Raw genomic sequence first — 16,040 nt, 5'->3', positions numbered from 1 at the left:
AAAGCCCGGTGCGCTCTCCGCAGGAAGCGGGAAGCACACCGGGCCTCTATTGCGCAGGCAGAACGGCTGTCCGTTACTCTGCCAGCCAGTTGTGGTGGAACACGCCTTCCTTGTCAACACGCTTGAAGGTGTGAGCGCCGAAATAATCGCGCTGCGCCTGCAGCAGGTTCGCCGGAAGACGCTCCGTGCGGTAGCTGTCATAGTAAGCCAGGGCGCTTGCGAAGCCGGGAACCGGAATCCCCAGTGTTACCGCCGAAGCAATAACTTTACGCCATGCGGACTGGTAGTTATCCATGACATTCTTGAAGAACGGATCGAGCAGCAGGTTCTTCAAGTCCGGATTATTCGCATAGGCATCCGTGATGTTCTGGAGGAACCGGGAGCGGATGATGCAGCCGCCGCGCCAGATTTTGGCCAGCTCGCCGTATTTGAGGTTCCAGCCGTATTCGTCAGAAGCTACACGCAGCTGCGCGAAGCCCTGGGCGTAGGATACGATCTTGCTGGCGAACAGGGCCTTGCGCACGTTCTCGATGAATTCAGCCTTGTCCCCGTCGAAGGCTACCGTCTCAGGGCCGCTCAGCACTTTGCTGGCTTCTACGCGTTCTTCCTTCATGGCGGAGAGGAAGCGGGAGAAGACAGATTCGGTAATCATGGACAGCGGCACGCCAAGATCCAGCGAGCTCTGGCTTGTCCACTTGCCGGTACCCTTCTGTCCGGCCGCATCCAGGATTACATCCACCATCGGCTTGCCGGTCTCTTCGTCATACTGTGCGAAGATATCCTTGGTAATCTCGATCAGATAGCTGTCCAGCTCGCCATTGTTCCATTCCGCGAAGGTGCTGTGCAGCTCCTTGGCATCCAGGCCCAGAACATCCTTCAGGAGGTGGTAGGCTTCACCGATCAGCTGCATGTCGCCGTACTCGATGCCGTTGTGCACCATTTTGACATAGTGTCCGGCACCGTCCGGTCCGATATATGTACAGCAAGGCTCTCCGCCCACTTGGGCCGAAATGGCCGTAAGAATAGGTTCAACCAGCTTATAGGCGCTCTCCTGGCCGCCAGGCATGATCGAAGGGCCCTTCAGCGCGCCTTCTTCACCGCCGGATACGCCGGTGCCTACGAAGCGGAAGCCTTTTTCCTCAAGATATTTGCTGCGGCGAACAGTGTCAGGGAAATAAGCGTTACCGCCATCGATAATGATATCGCCCTGATCCAGGTATGGCAGCAGCTGCTCAATCGTAGCATCGGTTGCTTTACCGGCCTGAACCATAATCAGAATCTTGCGCGGAACCTCCAGCGATTGTACGAATTCTTCAACAGAGAACGTACCTACCAGATTCTTGCCTGCTGCTTCGGCCACCAGATCATGTGTCTTCTCCGGTGAACGGTTAAACACGGATACGCTGAAGCCCTTGCTCTCGATGTTAAGAGCCAAATTTTTGCCCATTACCGCCAAGCCAATTACGCCAATTTGTTGTTTTGACATCTGGTTCTCCACCCTTTGCACCCTGTATTTTTGTGAAATCCATTCTCGCAGTATAAGAATACCACCCTTTGTCAGAGACAGCAAAGTTCTGCCTGCGAAAGAGAGATTAATTTCATTGACAAACCATCAAGCATCAAGGAAATTCTCACAATGATTATTTTAACGGTTTTGCGCGCAGAAGTGAACCCCTGTCCACAAGTTGAATATCAGAAGGAAGGGCACCCCGCAACGGGATGCCCTTCATACCTGATGTTCGGCTTACGTAATCACCATTCCAGTGCAGCCAGCTCCCGGGCCAGCTGCTGCAGCCTGGCCGTACAGGCGGCCGCCGCTTCAGCATCCCTGCTCCGCATGGCCTCATTCAGCCGGTCCAGCTGCTCATCCACCGCCAGCCTGCGGTCAAGGATGCGCTCCTCGCCATAGGTGGAGTAGAACAGCTTCGTCAGCTCCTGATCCGACAGCACCGGACCCTTCTGGTACAATACCCGCTGCTGGTAGCCGGAAATTTCCACCAGCCGGATGACTTCACCGAACAGGATATTCTCTATAATGATCTGACGGTCGCGGAAGCGTTTGACCACGGCGTGCCCTCTCATATCACCGATCAGCTTCTCCATCCATTCTGCAAGCCGTGCATCGCGGATCATATAATCCCCCACAAGCTTGTAGCCGTCCTTAATCCGCTGGAAGCGCAGCTTCACCAGCTTGCGGCCGGTGCGCACCGAGATCAGAAATACAGTCTCATTCTCACTCCAGTACAGGGAATAGCCTTCCTTAATCAGATCCTTGATTAGATCCTGGATATGTTGTCTGTCAAACCGGAGCTCCAGATTGCAGTACTCCACTTCATCGTTTTTGTTCACGGCACTCCCCCCTAACTGCTTGGTTTAAGCATAGTCAGCTTCAAGGCTTAACTTCAGAGCAGAACAGACTGCCGGACCTCGCTTACAGCTTGTGATATGATGTGTTCGGCTTACAATTATCTTATACTTCATTTTATGTAACGGTAACTTGGTTTATTGACTATTTTTAACCGTTTCCTGGCTTTTCCAAACATAAAAGCGGCAGGCCCCGGCATCATCCGGGGCCTGCCTGTGTAATTAATGGGCGTTGCCGTGCTTCAGCTTCGTCCGGCGGACAATCAGCAGATGCAGGCCGAAGAGCAGAACCATGACACCGGCGCTGGCCAGGAACGGTGCGCTGTGGCTGACCCTATCCCACAGCCTGCCGGACAGCACCGGCCCGGCCACCATCCCTGAGCCCTGAAGGGTCAGAAATAGCCCCCAGACCGTCCCCCTTTCCCCCTTAGGCACCTGCTTGGCCACAAAGGCATTCCAGGCCGGGAGTATCAGCGCATAGCTGATGCCGACCAGCGCGACCGCTGCGAAGGCCAGCGGCAGCCAGCGGACCTGCGAGAAGAAGGTCAGCGAGCAGGCAGCCAGGAGGAAGCCGATATTCAGAAATACGGTGGTGCCGATCTTGTCGACCAGCTTGCCGGCCGGAATGAGCGCCAGCACGGTAATCCCTCCGCCGGCAATCAGCAGCAGGCTGAACTGGTTGGGGGTCACATGCAGCTCAGACCGGGCGAAGAGCGTAACCACCGGGGTCATCAGCCCGATCGCGAAGGCCTGCAGGAACAGCGCCGGGAACAACAGGCGGCTCACCTTCAGGGAAGAGGTCACCTGGGTCCAGGTCGTCTTCAGGCTCCGCAGCGGCTGGAATGGCTTCCGCGGAACGGCCGTGCCGTCAGGGTTCAGCTCACGGACCACACGCGGCGCATGGCCGCCGATGCGTGAGGGAAGGAACAGCGCCACAGCCACAACGGCTGCCGCGAAGCCCATCAGCACCAGGAAAACGGTGCGGTAGCCCTGTCCGCCATGGTCCATCATGAAATTGACGATAATCGGACCGACCCCGGTTCCGGCCAGCGATGCCATCTCCACCGCCCCCATTGCCGCCCCGCTGCTGCCGCTGCTGGTGGAGCCGGCCAGCTCGGTAATGCCGGTCATCGTACAAGGCCACAATGGAGAAGTGCCGATCCCCAGGATCAGACAGGCGATGGACAGGGTTACCGCATCCTTGGCATAGATAATCAGGCCCACCGCCACGACCAGCAGCAGCAGCGCCCCGGTCATCGTCCAGCGGAACCCGATCCGCTCCATCACCCAGCCGAAGGGGCTGCGGAACAGGTTGTCGCCCAGATATTGCAGCGCGAAGGCGAAGCCGACCACCGTGACGGAGAGCCCGAGAATATTCTCCATGTAGACCGGCAGCAGGGCTACAAGCAGCGAGCCTTTGACGAATTCCACCAGAAAAATAATAATCCACATTTCCAAAATGAACGGTGTGGCTAAATTAATATGCATACGTTGCGCCGCTTTGCCAGTCATTTCATCACATCCTAGTATTATGGTGATTGATTTGTTATACTGATGCTTGCTCAAGTAGAAATGGTTAACCTGACCCCCGGGGGAAGGTTTCCGTTTCAGCGGGAAGCATAAATTCACTCTTCGCGAAAGGTTGTGACAGCATTAAATGAATCAGAAAGCTACTCCCCTCTTCACCGCTCTCAAAAAGCACGCCGCCGGAAATCCAGTTCAGTTCCATATTCCGGGGCATAAGAAGGGGCTCGGAACCGATGCCGAATTCCGTGAGTTTATCGGCGATAACGCTCTATCCATAGATTTGATCAATATTGCACCGCTTGATGACCTTCATCAGCCCAACGGGGTGATCCTTGAAGCTCAGAAGCTGGCTGCAGAGGCCTTCGGCGCCGATTACACGTATTTCAGTGTACAAGGCACGAGCAATGCCATCATGACAATGATCCTCTCTGTTTGCTCAGAAGGAGACAAAATTATTGTGCCGCGCAACATTCACAAATCCGTGATGTCGGCCATTATTTTCTCCGGAGCCAAGCCTATATTTGTCTCTCCTGTACAGGATGAGAATCTTGGGATAGACCACGGCATTACTACCAGCTCGCTGGAAAAGGCGTTAAGGCGCCATCCGGATGCCAAGGGTGTCCTTGTCATCAACCCCACGTACTTCGGCGTATGCGCCGACCTGCGTGCGATTGTCGATCTGGCCCACAGCTACGGGGTTCCCGTGCTGGTGGACGAGGCACATGGAGTACTGATTCATTTTCATGAGGACTTACCGGTGTCGGCCATGCAGGCCGGCGCAGATCTGGCGGCAACCAGCGTCCACAAGCTGGGCGGCTCGATGACGCAGAGCTCGGTACTGAACCTTAATGCTAAGACCGGTCTGGTCAACCCGCAGCGGGTACAGACCATGCTCAGCATGCTCACCACAACGTCAACTTCCTATATTCTGCTTGCTTCGCTGGATACCTCCAGACGCAACCTGGCCCTGCACGGCCATGAGATGGCGGCGAGAACCATTGCGTTGTCCAACTATGCCCGCAAGGAGATTAACGAAATCGACGGCCTGTACAGCTTCGGCAAAGAAATTCTCGGCACGGAAGCCACATTTAATCTGGACCCGACGAAGCTGAGTATCCATGTCCGCCATCTGGGAGTCACCGGCTATGAGACCGAGAACTGGCTACGCCAGAAGTACAACATCGAAGTCGAAATGAGCGACATGTATAATATTCTGTGCCTGATTACCCCCGGAGATACCCAGGAGTCCGTAGATAAGCTGATCGCGGCGCTGCGGGTGCTCTCGGCGATTCATTACAGCAAGGGCGAAATCTATGAGCTCAAGGTGCAGGTGCCGAATATTCCGCAGCTGGCGCTAATTCCCAGAGATGCCTTCTACGCCGATACCCAGCTCGTTCCGTTCCGCGAATCAGCCGGCTACATTATTGCTGAGTTCATCTATGTCTATCCGCCGGGAATTCCGATTCTTCTCCCTGGAGAAGTAATTACCCAGGATAACATTGACTATATCATTGACCATGTAGAAATCGGATTGCCGGTTAAGGGGCCCGAGGACCGCAGCATTACCAATATCAAAGTCATTGTCGAGGCTGAACCGATCTCTTAAGCGGGACAACCCCGGCAAGCGCAATACAAAACCCCGATCCGCCTAAGCGGATCGGGGTTTTGCCTTTGGGGCGGCAGCTTGTCCGGCACACACCCAAATGAAGGAGTGACTGGGATCTATTCTTGCTGGGCAAGCAGCTCGTTATAAGCTTCTTCGACAGCTTTCCATTCAGCTTCATCTTCAATGTTGTACAGAACCATCTCTTCGTCCTCTTCTTCCATACGAAGAATGATCCCGTCGGCTTCAGGATTCTCGCGTTCGAGCAGCAGGGCGTACAACTTCTCACCTACATCAAACGTTTCCACCAGTACCATTTCCACATCTTCGCCCTGCTCGTTCGTCAAGGTCAGCACAAACTCCTCGTGCTCATGGTCGTGATCATGTCCGCAACCGCATGCTTCACCATGTTCATGGCCATGCTCATGTTTGTGATCGCTCATTGAAATACCTCACTTTGATTGAATTATCCTACATTTGGTATCGTAACACGTAAGATAAAGCAGGTCAATTTGCGGAAGACGGCTTAATTCTTCGATGAGGCCGTAACGACCTTCTCGGACACAAGAATGTAATCTCCGTTCTTCGAGGCCTTCATGAAGAAGCCTACACTGTACTTGCCGGATTCCTTGAAGTCATAGGTGAATTCCGGAGTGGAGAACCAGAAATCCTCATTCTTGGACCCGCCGGAATCCTCCAGAATATCCTTCACATTCCCTGACGGATCGGTGATCGCTACCTTCACAGCCGAGATGCTCTCCTTCAGGCTGTCCACCTGGGTCAGAATCTTCATCTTCAGCTTGCCGGTATTAACATTGCCGAATACGGTGTCGCCCTTGAACAGCACAATATGAACATTAGGCTTCATAATTGTCACCCGGCCAGAGCCGTCCCAGGTGACGATGCCGCCTGCTTCCCGCGCCGGAATATAGGCCTTGCCGTCAATCAGATAACCGCCGTCAGCCAGCTCTCTGCCGTTACTGGACACTTTGATCCTCTGATTCACCGCGTCAGCGAATAAATATGACCCGCCCATCATGGAAAATACGATTACGCACAGTGCAATTTTTCTCCATCTCATTGTAATGCCCCTCCAAGTAATTCATGCTGTTAATGTATACTGCGAACCGGGCGACAAGTTGCGCAGAATTCAGGGAATTATTTCTTTTTGCAGAAGGAGAATTAAAAAAACCGGACAACAGCGTCAGTAAGACGCCTGTCCGGCTGTTTGCTGTTATTTATGCCCGGCTAAAAGGACGGAAGCTGATCCAGATTGTTCGTCGGATCACCGTCGGCATCACCGCGGATATACATTTCGCCGTCTTTGCCTTTGAACACATTAACTCCTTCAATGCTTCCGGACTGAACCTCCTGAAGCGCCTGCTGATAATCCAGCACACGGCCGGACGAGGTCTGGAACTGGGTCAGGTCTCCGTCACCGTTGCGCTTAGCGGCAGTAAAGCGTTCCCGTTGATTATTCATCACGCAGAATCTCTCCTTCACACTTGGATTAGCCTCCATCAGGCTCACCTCTAGCATGTCCATAAGGTTGAAAGAGTATGTACCCCGGCCGATTACAGGGCCTTCTGCATTCTTACATGGAGAATCCCCGCATCATAGAAGGGCTCTTGGGAAATCACCTCATACCCCAGCTTGCGGTAAAAAGCCTCCGCCTGACACTGCGCGTCAAGGACCGAAGCCGCAAGTCCCAGCTCACTGGCCCGCTCCTCCATCGCCAGCAGCAGAATCCGGCCGTATCCCTTGGTACGGTAGTCACGGTGGACGGCAATCCGCTGCATTTTGGCGGTTCCCGCCTTATAGTAGATCAGCCGTCCGGTCGCTACCGGCTGCCCGTTATCCATGAGCAGGAAATGATGCACGTTATCGCTGATTACATCATATTCGTCAATTTCTTCTTCCACCGGCACCTTCTGTTCCTCCACAAACACCTGCTTGCGGATATCCAGTGCCATCTTAAGCTGTTCCTCAGTTGTGATATGAACGATCTCTGCTGCCATCCTTCCGGCTCCTCTCTGTAGCTCCAATCAATATTGAGGATTATACAGAATTATTAATATTCTGTATAGAGCCTGAAGCCTCTGAGCCTTTTACGGCGTATCGTAGACCTCTTCTGGAATCGAGCCGTCATACACATCCCGCAGCACCGGCGAATTCAGGCGATCCTGCAGGCCCAATCCTCCATCCAGCCCCGGCATAAGCTGAACTCCCGTATATTCAGGAAGCTCCTTGCCGCCTCCGCAGCCTGCTGATCCAATTAGAAGACAGGCCCCCATCGACAGAAGAGCTAATTTTGTCATGCGCATTGTAATGCCCCCTTCTTCATTCCGCTGCTATCCAGCTTTGACGAATCGGGAGGCTCATAAACGAATATTTATAAATTTACATTCCCCACAACATGAACCAGATACATCATGCCCCCGAGAATTCCGGCCAGAGCAAAATAGGCAATCCCGTATCTCCAGCGCGAGGCTGCCGGCACCTCATAATATTTCTCGTTGTCGTACACCGTGAAGCTGATCTCGCACTGCATCTTCAGATGCAGCTTCATATCCACATAGATCTGCTCCAGCTGCGCAATCCTGACCTTGCGGATCAGGGACTGCACCGGCATCGTTGTCGTCCCGTAATAGTCCAGGTTCTCCCAGTGCACACCTACATATTGCTGGCGTTCCAGATCGCTGTAGGTGGTAAAAGGCAAGTCCCGTCTATGCTCAGGCCCCGGGATCAGATAGCCCTGCTCCTGAAGATTCTCGATCGGAATCAGGAAGCTTTTTAACACCGCATGACCCTGATTCCTCTTCCGCTGGCTGATGTATTTCTTGTACAGATCATAAGCGAACAGCAGCCAGATAATGAAGAACAGCACCGACTTCAGATACAGTATGACCACGAAGCCTCCCACCAGTCCGACCAGCCACAGCCAGCGCGAGACCGCCGTCGCAATTCTCCCCCCGTCCAGCGGGTGGATCGGCAGCAGATTGATCAGATTCAGGAAGAACCCGATGTAGGCGAGTGAATATAATAGCGGGCTATGATAATAATAGGCAGCTCCAAAGACAACCGCTGCGCCAATACTCCCCAGCACCGGTCCGCCAAAAGCCACATAAGCTTCCTCCCTGGCATCCAGCGGCTGCTTCTTCATCGTAATCAGCGCGCCCATGAACGGGATAAACAGCGGTGCGCTCACCGGCAGTCCGATCCGCTTGGCAGCAATCACATGCCCAATTTCATGCACAAATAATAAGGCCACGAAGCCTGCGGCGAATTCCCAGGGTGAGACCAGGGCGTAGGCCCAGATCGATACCAGCATGGAGATCAGCGGCCCCGCGATTTTCCCCAGCTTCAGCAGAGACAGCAACGCTTTCCCCTTGAGCAGCAGCAGCACTGCTCCGCTGCCCAGCCAGCCCATGGCTCCTGAGCTTTTCTTTTGTTCCTGCTTATTGTCCGGCAATAGTCTCAATCTCCTTATTGTCTCTTCCTCTCTACTGTCGCACATAAACATGGTGTTTGGCAAATATCGGGAGGGTGTTGACATAGACCTCACCTGCCGTATATGATATCCAGTAATTAGGATAACCACAATGGCTATGAAGAGAAAGAGTACCCTGGCAATTCTTTCACAGAGAGCTCCGGATGCTGAAAAGGAGTAAAGAAAACCCTCGGGAATATGGTCTCAGAGCTGCGCACCGAAGCCCATGAACGGGCTGTAGGCTGTGCCGGAACCCGCATCCGTTAACGTGCTAGGGTATACCCGCTATTTTTGCGGAAGTACCTGAAGAGGTGAATGCCGCAAGGCATTGATGAATTTGGGTGGTAACACGTGAGCACAGGCTCTCGTCCCTATAGGGGATGAGTGCCTTTTTTGCGTTCCACATCATAAAGGAGGATAAAGAGATGACAAACATTTTTATTGGAGGGGCTTGGCCGTATGCCAACGGTTCCCTGCATCTGGGCAGGCTGGCCAGCATTCTGCCGGGAGATATTCTGGCCCGCTACCACCGCGCTAAAGGAGATGCTGTGCTCTATGTATCGGGCAGCGACTGCCATGGCACACCTGTCGCTGTGCAGGCATCGAAGGAAGGGGTCTCTCCCGGTGAATTCGCCAGCCGGTATCATGAGGAATTCGCCGATTGCTTCCGTGCCCTTGGCTTCACGTATGACCTGTATACGCGGACGGATCAGCCGCATCACCACAGCACGGTGCAAGAGCTGTTCCTGAAGCTGCTGGATCACGGGTATCTGTACCAGAAATCCACGCTGCAATGTTATTGTGAGCAGGACCAGCGTTACTTGCCGGACCGTTACGTGAAGGGAATCTGTCCGGTCTGCGGACAACAGGCCCGGGGAGACCAATGCGATTATTGCTCAACCATTCTTGATCCGGTCGACCTGCTGGAGCGCACCTGTGCCCTCTGCGGGGCCCCGCCTGTACTGCGCTCTACGGTGCATTACTATCTGTCGCTGTCCAGCTTCCAGAACGCCCTCACAGAATATGCGGATTCGGCACAGGGCTGGCGGGATAACGCGGTCCGGCTGACCCGGAGATATCTGCAGGAAGGGCTGCAGGACCGTGCCGCCACGCGGGATCTGGACTGGGGTGTGGAGGTTCCCGCTGACGGCTTCGCAGGCAAAAAAATCTATGTATGGATCGAGGCCGTCAGCGGTTATCTGTCAGCCAGCAAGCAGTGGGCCGCAGAGACCGGACGATGTTGGGAGGATTTCTGGATTGATTCAGCCGGGCAAGCGGATTCCGCTGAGCCTTCAATAACCGCTTACTATGTACACGGGAAGGACAACATCCCTTTTCACAGCCTGATCTGGCCGGCCCTCCTGCTAGGTGCTGAAGGCTTGCATCTGCCGGACCGGATCTTCGCCTCTGAGTATCTGACCCTGGAAGGGGAGAAGTTCTCGACCAGCCGCAACTGGGCCGTCTGGGTGCCGGATATCCTCAGCCGGTATGATCCCGATTCGATCCGCTATTTCCTAATTGCGAATGGCCCGGAGAAGCGGGATGCCGATTTCTCCTGGAGAGAATTCATCTACAGCCATAACAGCGAGCTGCTGGGCGCCTTCGGCAACTTCGTGAACCGCAGCCTGGCGTTCGTGAACAAGTTCTGGGAGGGCAGTGTTCCAGACGGTACACTGGACGAAGCCTGGGCCGGCAGCCTGGATGAGCTGTATAAGGAAGCCGGACGGCTGATTGAAGCCGGTCATTTCAAGGAAGCCCTTGAATTCATCTTCTCCCGCATCCGCGAGGCCAATAAGTATTTCGACCAGCAGCAGCCGTGGCTGCAGGTGAAGCAAGACAAGACTGCTGCCGGCCACACGCTTTATACTTGTGTACAGATCATCGGCAACCTGGCTAACCTGCTGAACCCGTTCATCCCCTTCTCCTGCGGGAAGATCAGAGAGTTCCTGTCCCTCGGTGAACCTGTGTGGCATCCGGTCACTGTGCCTGCGCACCAGCCCGTAACGAGGCTGGAATTGTTGTTCGAGCGGATCGATGTAGAACGGATTCAGGAGGAGATAGAGCGGCTGCAAGCCGATCCGGGGCAGAACTGACAGGCTTACCGGAGGATTGCGTTAATCCAAAAGATCAAGTGGGGTAACGTTCTCCGGCTGCAACACCCTGCGGGGAGATCCGCTCAATCCGGGCGAGCTCCTCCGCTGTCAGGGTAACCTGCAGCGCTCCCAGGTTCTCTTCTACCCGCGTGAGCCGCTTCGTTCCCGGGATGGGCACAATCTGCTCGCCTTGGGCCAGAAGCCAGGCTAACGCAAGCTGGGCCGGAGTACAGCTCTTCTCGTCTGCCATCTGCTCAATCAGTGAGACAACCTCCAGATTCCGGGTGAAGTTCTCTCCCTGGAACCGCGGGTAGTAGCGCCGGTAGTCATCCTCCGGCAGGTCATCGAAGCTCTTGATCTGACCGGTCAGGAACCCGCGGCCCAGCGGACTATAGGCCACAAAGCCGATGCCCAGCTCCTTGACCAGCGGCAGAATTTCGTCCTCCACCTCACGGCTCCAGAGTGAAAATTCCGTCTGCAGCGCAGTGACCGGATGTACGGCATGAGCACGGCGGATCAGATCAGGCGACGCCTCGGATAAGCCGATATAGCGGATTTTACCCTCCTTGACGAGTTCAGCCAATGTCCCCACGGTGTCCTCAATTGGAGTATTCGGGTCAGGCCGGTGCTGATAGTACAGATCAATGTAGTCCATACCTAGATGATAGAGGCTGGCGTCTACTGATTTTTTGATATAGGCGGGATCTCCCTTGGGTCCTTGTGTATGTGTGATACCGAATTTGGTTGCAACCACCGCCTGATCTCTCCGGCCCTTAAGCGCCCGTCCGACGAGCCGCTCATTGCCCCCGAAGCGCTGCTGCAGGAACTCACCATAGATATCCGCTGTGTCCAGCAGAGTTACTCCCAGGTCAAGAGCGCCATGAATGGTCTGAACCGACTCCTCATTATCCGGCATCATCATCGTTCCAAGCCCCATCGCCGATACGTTCAGTCCTGTACTGCCTAGTGTTCTGGTTTGCATAAGATGGTCTCCCTCTTTCCCCTGTAAAAGATCTTGTAAACATGTTCTTATTCTAACTGCCCAGCCGCAGAGCAGCCACAGTACGTTCATGCTAGTAAGATTATTACCAGGGAGAAGCAGATCTGTAAGCCCAGCGTCACCAGATTCTAGTCTCTTAGACGGAGACAGGCGTGTAGATACATACATGCACACCCGGATGATCCGCCAGATTCGCCATAGAATTGATATCATAAGTGACCGGCTGATTCGTACCAGAACCCAGGATGACTACACGGTTCACCCTCTTATGCTGGATATCGTGCTGCTTCCACATCGCGGCGAAGTCTGCGCTCTCCTTACAGAGCTGCCCGACCATCTCCTTATACCAGGGATCATGCAGGTTCAAGTCATAATAGGTCCGGTATACCGCCACTGAATGGAGAGCGAATTCCTCCCAGTTCAGCATCCGCCGCCGCAGCTCCGGATCAAGGAACAGCTGGCGCATCATAACACGCTCTGAAGCAGGCCGGCTCCCGAAATCACAGAGGACTTCACACGCCTGGTCATTCCAGGCCAGAATCTCAGACCGCTCATTCGTAATAAAAGAAGGATATGACAGTTGACGGATAATGTCCCGCCACTGCGGATTCAGCTCCTGATTCCGCTCATTAGCTTCATTAATAGAAGCAAGAGTATCCGGCAAGCCCGGATTCCACAACTCAAACAGATGCTTCCGCTCATCTGCCGACAACCGCAGGGCCTGACTCAGACTCTCCATGACCTCTCTGGAAGCGGTAACCTCCCTGCCTTGTTCGAGCCAGGTATAATAAGTGCTGCTAAGACCCGCCAGCACCGCAACCTCCTCCCGCCGCAGCCCCGGTGTTCTGCGCTGACTGCCCGTTTCCCTGATCCCCACCGCCTCAGGCTGGAGGCGGTCCCGGCGGGATCTAAGGTATTCGCCAAGGCGCTTAAACCTCGTAATCTCTTGAGTCATGAGCCTGGTCTCCTCTCAAAGCTTGCTGATATATTCGTTCACTCTGCCTAATAAGACAGGGTATATTCCCGGATACGTCACCGCCTGCGGCAGCTCGCTGAAGCTTCGGATCTCTTCCATTTCATACTCCGGCAAGGGTCCAAACTTCTCCACAGCCGCAAAATATAACATCCCATAGCTCTCTGGCAGCTCTGCACTACTAACCGAATAGACGCACAACGGTTGCAGCGTATATTCTTCAGCACCCGTCTCTTCATACAGCTCTCTTACCGCAGCTTCATCAGGGGTCTCCCCGGGCTCAATATGCCCGCCGGCACATTCCCAGGTTGTACGCTCCCGGTGCCGCACCAGCACCCAATCCTCACCTTGCTTCATAAAGATTACCACATATTTGAGGCTAACCTCAGAAGGTTTCGCCTCGTGCAGCGTTACAATCATCATCGGATTCCACCCTTTTTTTCAATATGTATAATGGATTGAATGAGAGGTTCTTCCAGTCAACCGTTATGATTGTATTATAGTATTAAGGTGGTGTCGTGCTATTTTCTCACTACTATTAGTCAGAGTATAAAGCCTTAGCCAAGAGGAGCGTAAAATTTTATTTGGTATAAAGTTCTACAGTCAGATGTAAAATAAAATTCAAAAAACAAAAAAAGAAAGCCTTATAAAGCAAGGCTTTCTTCGCGTATAGGACGGATGGGGTTCGAACCCATGACCCCTACCCTGTCAAGATAGTGCTCTCCCGCTGAGCTACCGTCCTGCAACGAAATTTATAATAACACAGGACGTAAGGGGAAGGCAAGTTATTTTTATAATATCGCGGAAACAGCGTTATCCCTTACTAGTTTTTATTGCAACGGTGTTAACCTCCCAATCTCTTCTACCGTGAGACCAGACGCCTCAGAAATAACAGATAGCTCTATGCCTAAAGCAAGTAATTTTTGAGCTATTTCTTTTTGAGCTTTTTCCTTCCCCTTGGCTTCCGCCACTTTAGCTGCCTCATACATGGAGGCCTCGTCGTGCAAATAGCGTTGACGCGCCTCGTATTGTCTGCGGGCCTCTTCGTTCTGACTCAGAAACTCCAACGTATTCATGGCTTTTTTCAACACAGGTTCGTTCATCGTCAGCACCTCCCATTTGGTTTGGTCAACTCCCTTAAGGAATAACAGCCAATTTACCAGTCCACCTTGTTCCAGGGATACCGCTTGTTCATCCAGCTTCGGCAACTCCAGGAAGTGAATCTCAATGTCGTCAAGCAGAGGAATTCCCGTGCGGTCCTCCCGCAAATGAAAGACATTGTGATAAAGAGTATTCGCCAATAGAGCAAAGTTAATAATATTGATGGTCACACACCGTTTTAACTGGCTGTATGGCTGACTCTCCTGCAACTGAGTCGAATACTGTTTGCTCCAATAATAGAGCGTTCTTTTCTCCGTATCGTATTTATTAAACAACTGCATCTCAATATTAATAATTTCGCCCTCGGTCGTTTTGGCCCGAATATCAAGAATAGACTGCTTATCGCGAGGTGAATCCTTGTCTGTATAAGGGTTTAGGAGAATAATATCACTTAGCGGAGGTTTTCCATTTTATTCCTTTTATACCATTATCACCTACCATTTACCTAAACGTCATCGTCATCCGCTTATCCACCAATACAATGCCGTTTGCAACCCCCTTACCGTCGAACATGGCTGATATCACATATATTTTGGTATCGTCTTCGGATTTCGCTGCCCACTCTTTTTCCTGCAAATAGCGCTTGTTCCTTGAATCGTATGCGTAATCCAGGTTGCTCTCCATATCCTTCAGATATTGATCCCCATAGACTTGTTTGAAATCATCTTTGGACATGCCAATTTTGAAGCCGCCGGCGGTTTCATACGCATCTTTGGATTCCTTCCCCAGCGTAATGCCTGCCACCTTATCCTCACGGTACATTATGCTTACGCCGGAGTCATAATTCACTGCATTAGCGATCCCCTTATCCTCTCCCTTGCCAAGCACCTCTTCTGCTTCCGTCCGGCTCATTCCATATTGAACTACAGCTTTACTGTCATTCACCTTTTGGATCGCCAAGTCTTTGGTGGTAACCCCATCCTTTGAATCTCCACAAGCCGTTAATACGAATAAGAACAAGAATACGAATACGATTTTTCTCATAATGGCCTCCCTGATGTTTTACCTAAAGTTTACCATGTAAAGCGCAATAAGAAACAGGACACAACCCTGGACAGGAGCAGCCTGCCTGCTTCTTTGTGAAGTTTTTTGAAGCCGCTCAGAATTAGGTCAAGTCCCGGATTATATCCTGTATAATAGAATCATATTGCCGCGAAAGGACTGAACTATGCGCAGATATCAATAGTTGTACCTCACACCATATACATTTAAATGGAGGTAACACATTGATGATTACTGAATTACAAACCGAACTGCAAACCGGGAGATTAGTATTAAAAAAGATGAGCACCGCCGATGCGGCCAGCCTGTTCTCCATCTGGTCCGATCCTGAAGTGACCCGGTTCATGAATATCAGCAGCTTCTCTGACGAAAGTCAGGCCGTGGAGATGATTGAGCTGCTGAGTAGTTTAGCTAAAGAGAATCAAGCCATTCGTTATTCCATCATTGAATCCAAGTCGGGCCGGATTATCGGCTCATGCGGTTACAATATGCTGGATTACGACAACGCCAGAACCGAAATCGGATATGACCTCGGACGGGAATTCTGGGGACAAGGGTATGCATCTGAAGCCATTAATGCTTTAACCAAGTATGCGTTTAATACCCTTGGCTTCAATCGTATCGAAGCAAAGGTCGAGCCTGCTAACCTCAATTCCATCAAAGTGCTGCAAAAGCTACATTTTACGCTGGAAGGAACTCTGCGGCAATGCGAGCGCTCCAAAGGTACGTTCATTGATCTCTGTATGTATTCCAAATTAGCTGCAGATTAAGCTAACCTGAACAAGGCTGGCCCGGGGCACATCAACTGTGCAGGGTCAGCCTTGTTA

Annotated in this window: 16 protein-coding genes, 1 tRNA gene, 1 pseudogene and 1 other annotated feature; of the genes and pseudogenes, 3 read left to right on the top strand and 15 right to left on the bottom strand. The window is 52.6% G+C overall.

The genetic code is table 11. The features are described from left to right. Positions 1-73: 73 nt before the first annotated feature. From gndA to MHI24_RS29095, 3 genes are all read right to left on the bottom strand, one after another. Positions 74-1,486, bottom strand: coding sequence for an NADP-dependent phosphogluconate dehydrogenase (gene gndA, locus MHI24_RS29105; protein WP_340023044.1), 1,413 nt, complete (start codon positions 1,484-1,486; stop codon positions 74-76). A gap of 266 nt (positions 1,487-1,752) precedes the next feature. Further along, entirely contained in the window at positions 1,753-2,349 is a 597-nt protein-coding gene (locus tag MHI24_RS29100; RefSeq protein ID WP_340023043.1) for a hypothetical protein, read from the bottom strand. A 237-nt stretch (positions 2,350-2,586) separates the two neighbouring features. Further along, the gene (locus MHI24_RS29095) at positions 2,587-3,876 is read right to left on the bottom strand and encodes an MFS transporter (RefSeq protein WP_340023042.1); all 1,290 of its coding nucleotides are present in this window, start codon (positions 3,874-3,876) and stop codon (positions 2,587-2,589) included. Positions 3,877-4,021: 145 nt separating this feature from the next. Between MHI24_RS29095 and MHI24_RS29090 the strand changes: the two genes are divergently transcribed. Next, positions 4,022-5,497, top strand: coding sequence for an aminotransferase class I/II-fold pyridoxal phosphate-dependent enzyme (locus MHI24_RS29090; protein ID WP_340023041.1), 1,476 nt, complete (start codon positions 4,022-4,024; stop codon positions 5,495-5,497). Between the two features lie 116 nt (positions 5,498-5,613). Here the strand turns inward: MHI24_RS29090 and MHI24_RS29085 are convergent, their stop codons facing one another. The 6 genes from MHI24_RS29085 to MHI24_RS29060 all read right to left on the bottom strand — a co-directional run bounded on the left by MHI24_RS29085 (position 5,614) and on the right by MHI24_RS29060 (position 8,924). After that, complete coding sequence (locus MHI24_RS29085; protein WP_019911532.1) at positions 5,614-5,937, bottom strand: DUF1292 domain-containing protein; 324 nt, start codon at positions 5,935-5,937, stop codon at positions 5,614-5,616. An 83-nt stretch (positions 5,938-6,020) separates the two neighbouring features. Continuing rightward, positions 6,021-6,575, bottom strand: a complete 555-nt coding sequence (locus MHI24_RS29080) for a copper amine oxidase (RefSeq protein ID WP_340023040.1) — start codon at positions 6,573-6,575, stop codon at positions 6,021-6,023. Positions 6,576-6,742: 167 nt separating this feature from the next. Then, positions 6,743-6,979: a DUF3892 domain-containing protein gene (locus MHI24_RS29075; protein WP_340023039.1), complete on the bottom strand. Its 237-nt coding sequence runs from the start codon at positions 6,977-6,979 to the stop codon at positions 6,743-6,745. 89 nt (positions 6,980-7,068) lie between these two features. Then, positions 7,069-7,512, bottom strand: coding sequence for a GNAT family N-acetyltransferase (locus MHI24_RS29070; RefSeq protein ID WP_340023038.1), 444 nt, complete (start codon positions 7,510-7,512; stop codon positions 7,069-7,071). 90 nt (positions 7,513-7,602) lie between these two features. Beyond that, on the bottom strand, positions 7,603-7,812 hold the full coding sequence (locus tag MHI24_RS29065; RefSeq protein WP_340023037.1) for a hypothetical protein: 210 nt from the start codon (positions 7,810-7,812) through the stop codon (positions 7,603-7,605). Positions 7,813-7,886: 74 nt separating this feature from the next. After that, complete coding sequence (locus MHI24_RS29060) at positions 7,887-8,924, bottom strand: site-2 protease family protein (protein ID WP_340026830.1); 1,038 nt, start codon at positions 8,922-8,924, stop codon at positions 7,887-7,889. Positions 8,925-9,093: 169 nt separating this feature from the next. After that, positions 9,094-9,360 (top strand) — a binding site (T-box leader). Positions 9,361-9,364: 4 nt separating this feature from the next. On the opposite strand from MHI24_RS29060, the gene metG reads away from it, so the two are divergent. After that, positions 9,365-11,077, top strand: coding sequence for a methionine--tRNA ligase (gene metG / locus MHI24_RS29055; protein ID WP_340023036.1), 1,713 nt, complete (start codon positions 9,365-9,367; stop codon positions 11,075-11,077). Positions 11,078-11,111: 34 nt separating this feature from the next. On the opposite strand, the gene MHI24_RS29050 is transcribed toward metG, so the two are convergent. From MHI24_RS29050 to MHI24_RS29025, 6 genes and pseudogenes are all read right to left on the bottom strand, one after another. Continuing rightward, on the bottom strand, positions 11,112-12,059 hold the full coding sequence (locus MHI24_RS29050) for an aldo/keto reductase (RefSeq protein WP_340023035.1): 948 nt from the start codon (positions 12,057-12,059) through the stop codon (positions 11,112-11,114). Between the two features lie 154 nt (positions 12,060-12,213). Then, on the bottom strand, positions 12,214-13,032 hold the full coding sequence (locus MHI24_RS29045) for a helix-turn-helix transcriptional regulator (protein WP_340023034.1): 819 nt from the start codon (positions 13,030-13,032) through the stop codon (positions 12,214-12,216). A gap of 15 nt (positions 13,033-13,047) precedes the next feature. Next, entirely contained in the window at positions 13,048-13,473 is a 426-nt protein-coding gene (locus tag MHI24_RS29040) for an NUDIX domain-containing protein (protein WP_340023033.1), read from the bottom strand. A 247-nt stretch (positions 13,474-13,720) separates the two neighbouring features. After that, a tRNA-Val gene (locus tag MHI24_RS29035) sits at positions 13,721-13,792 on the bottom strand. 88 nt (positions 13,793-13,880) lie between these two features. Next, positions 13,881-14,618: pseudogene (locus MHI24_RS29030) on the bottom strand (Rpn family recombination-promoting nuclease/putative transposase); the annotation flags it as partial. Positions 14,619-14,652: 34 nt separating this feature from the next. Next, the gene (locus MHI24_RS29025) at positions 14,653-15,195 is read right to left on the bottom strand and encodes a lipoprotein (RefSeq protein ID WP_340023032.1); all 543 of its coding nucleotides are present in this window, start codon (positions 15,193-15,195) and stop codon (positions 14,653-14,655) included. Positions 15,196-15,440: 245 nt separating this feature from the next. Between MHI24_RS29025 and MHI24_RS29020 the strand changes: the two genes are divergently transcribed. Then, complete coding sequence (locus MHI24_RS29020) at positions 15,441-15,983, top strand: GNAT family protein (protein WP_340023031.1); 543 nt, start codon at positions 15,441-15,443, stop codon at positions 15,981-15,983. Positions 15,984-16,040: the final 57 nt, after the last annotated feature.

The sequence above is a fragment of the Paenibacillus sp. FSL K6-1096 genome, assembly GCF_037977055.1.
In the GTDB taxonomy this organism is placed as follows: Bacteria; Bacillota; Bacilli; order Paenibacillales; family Paenibacillaceae; genus Paenibacillus_AQ.
The sequence above is the reverse complement of the archived record's forward strand: the minus strand, read 5'-3'. Positions and strand labels throughout refer to the sequence as shown.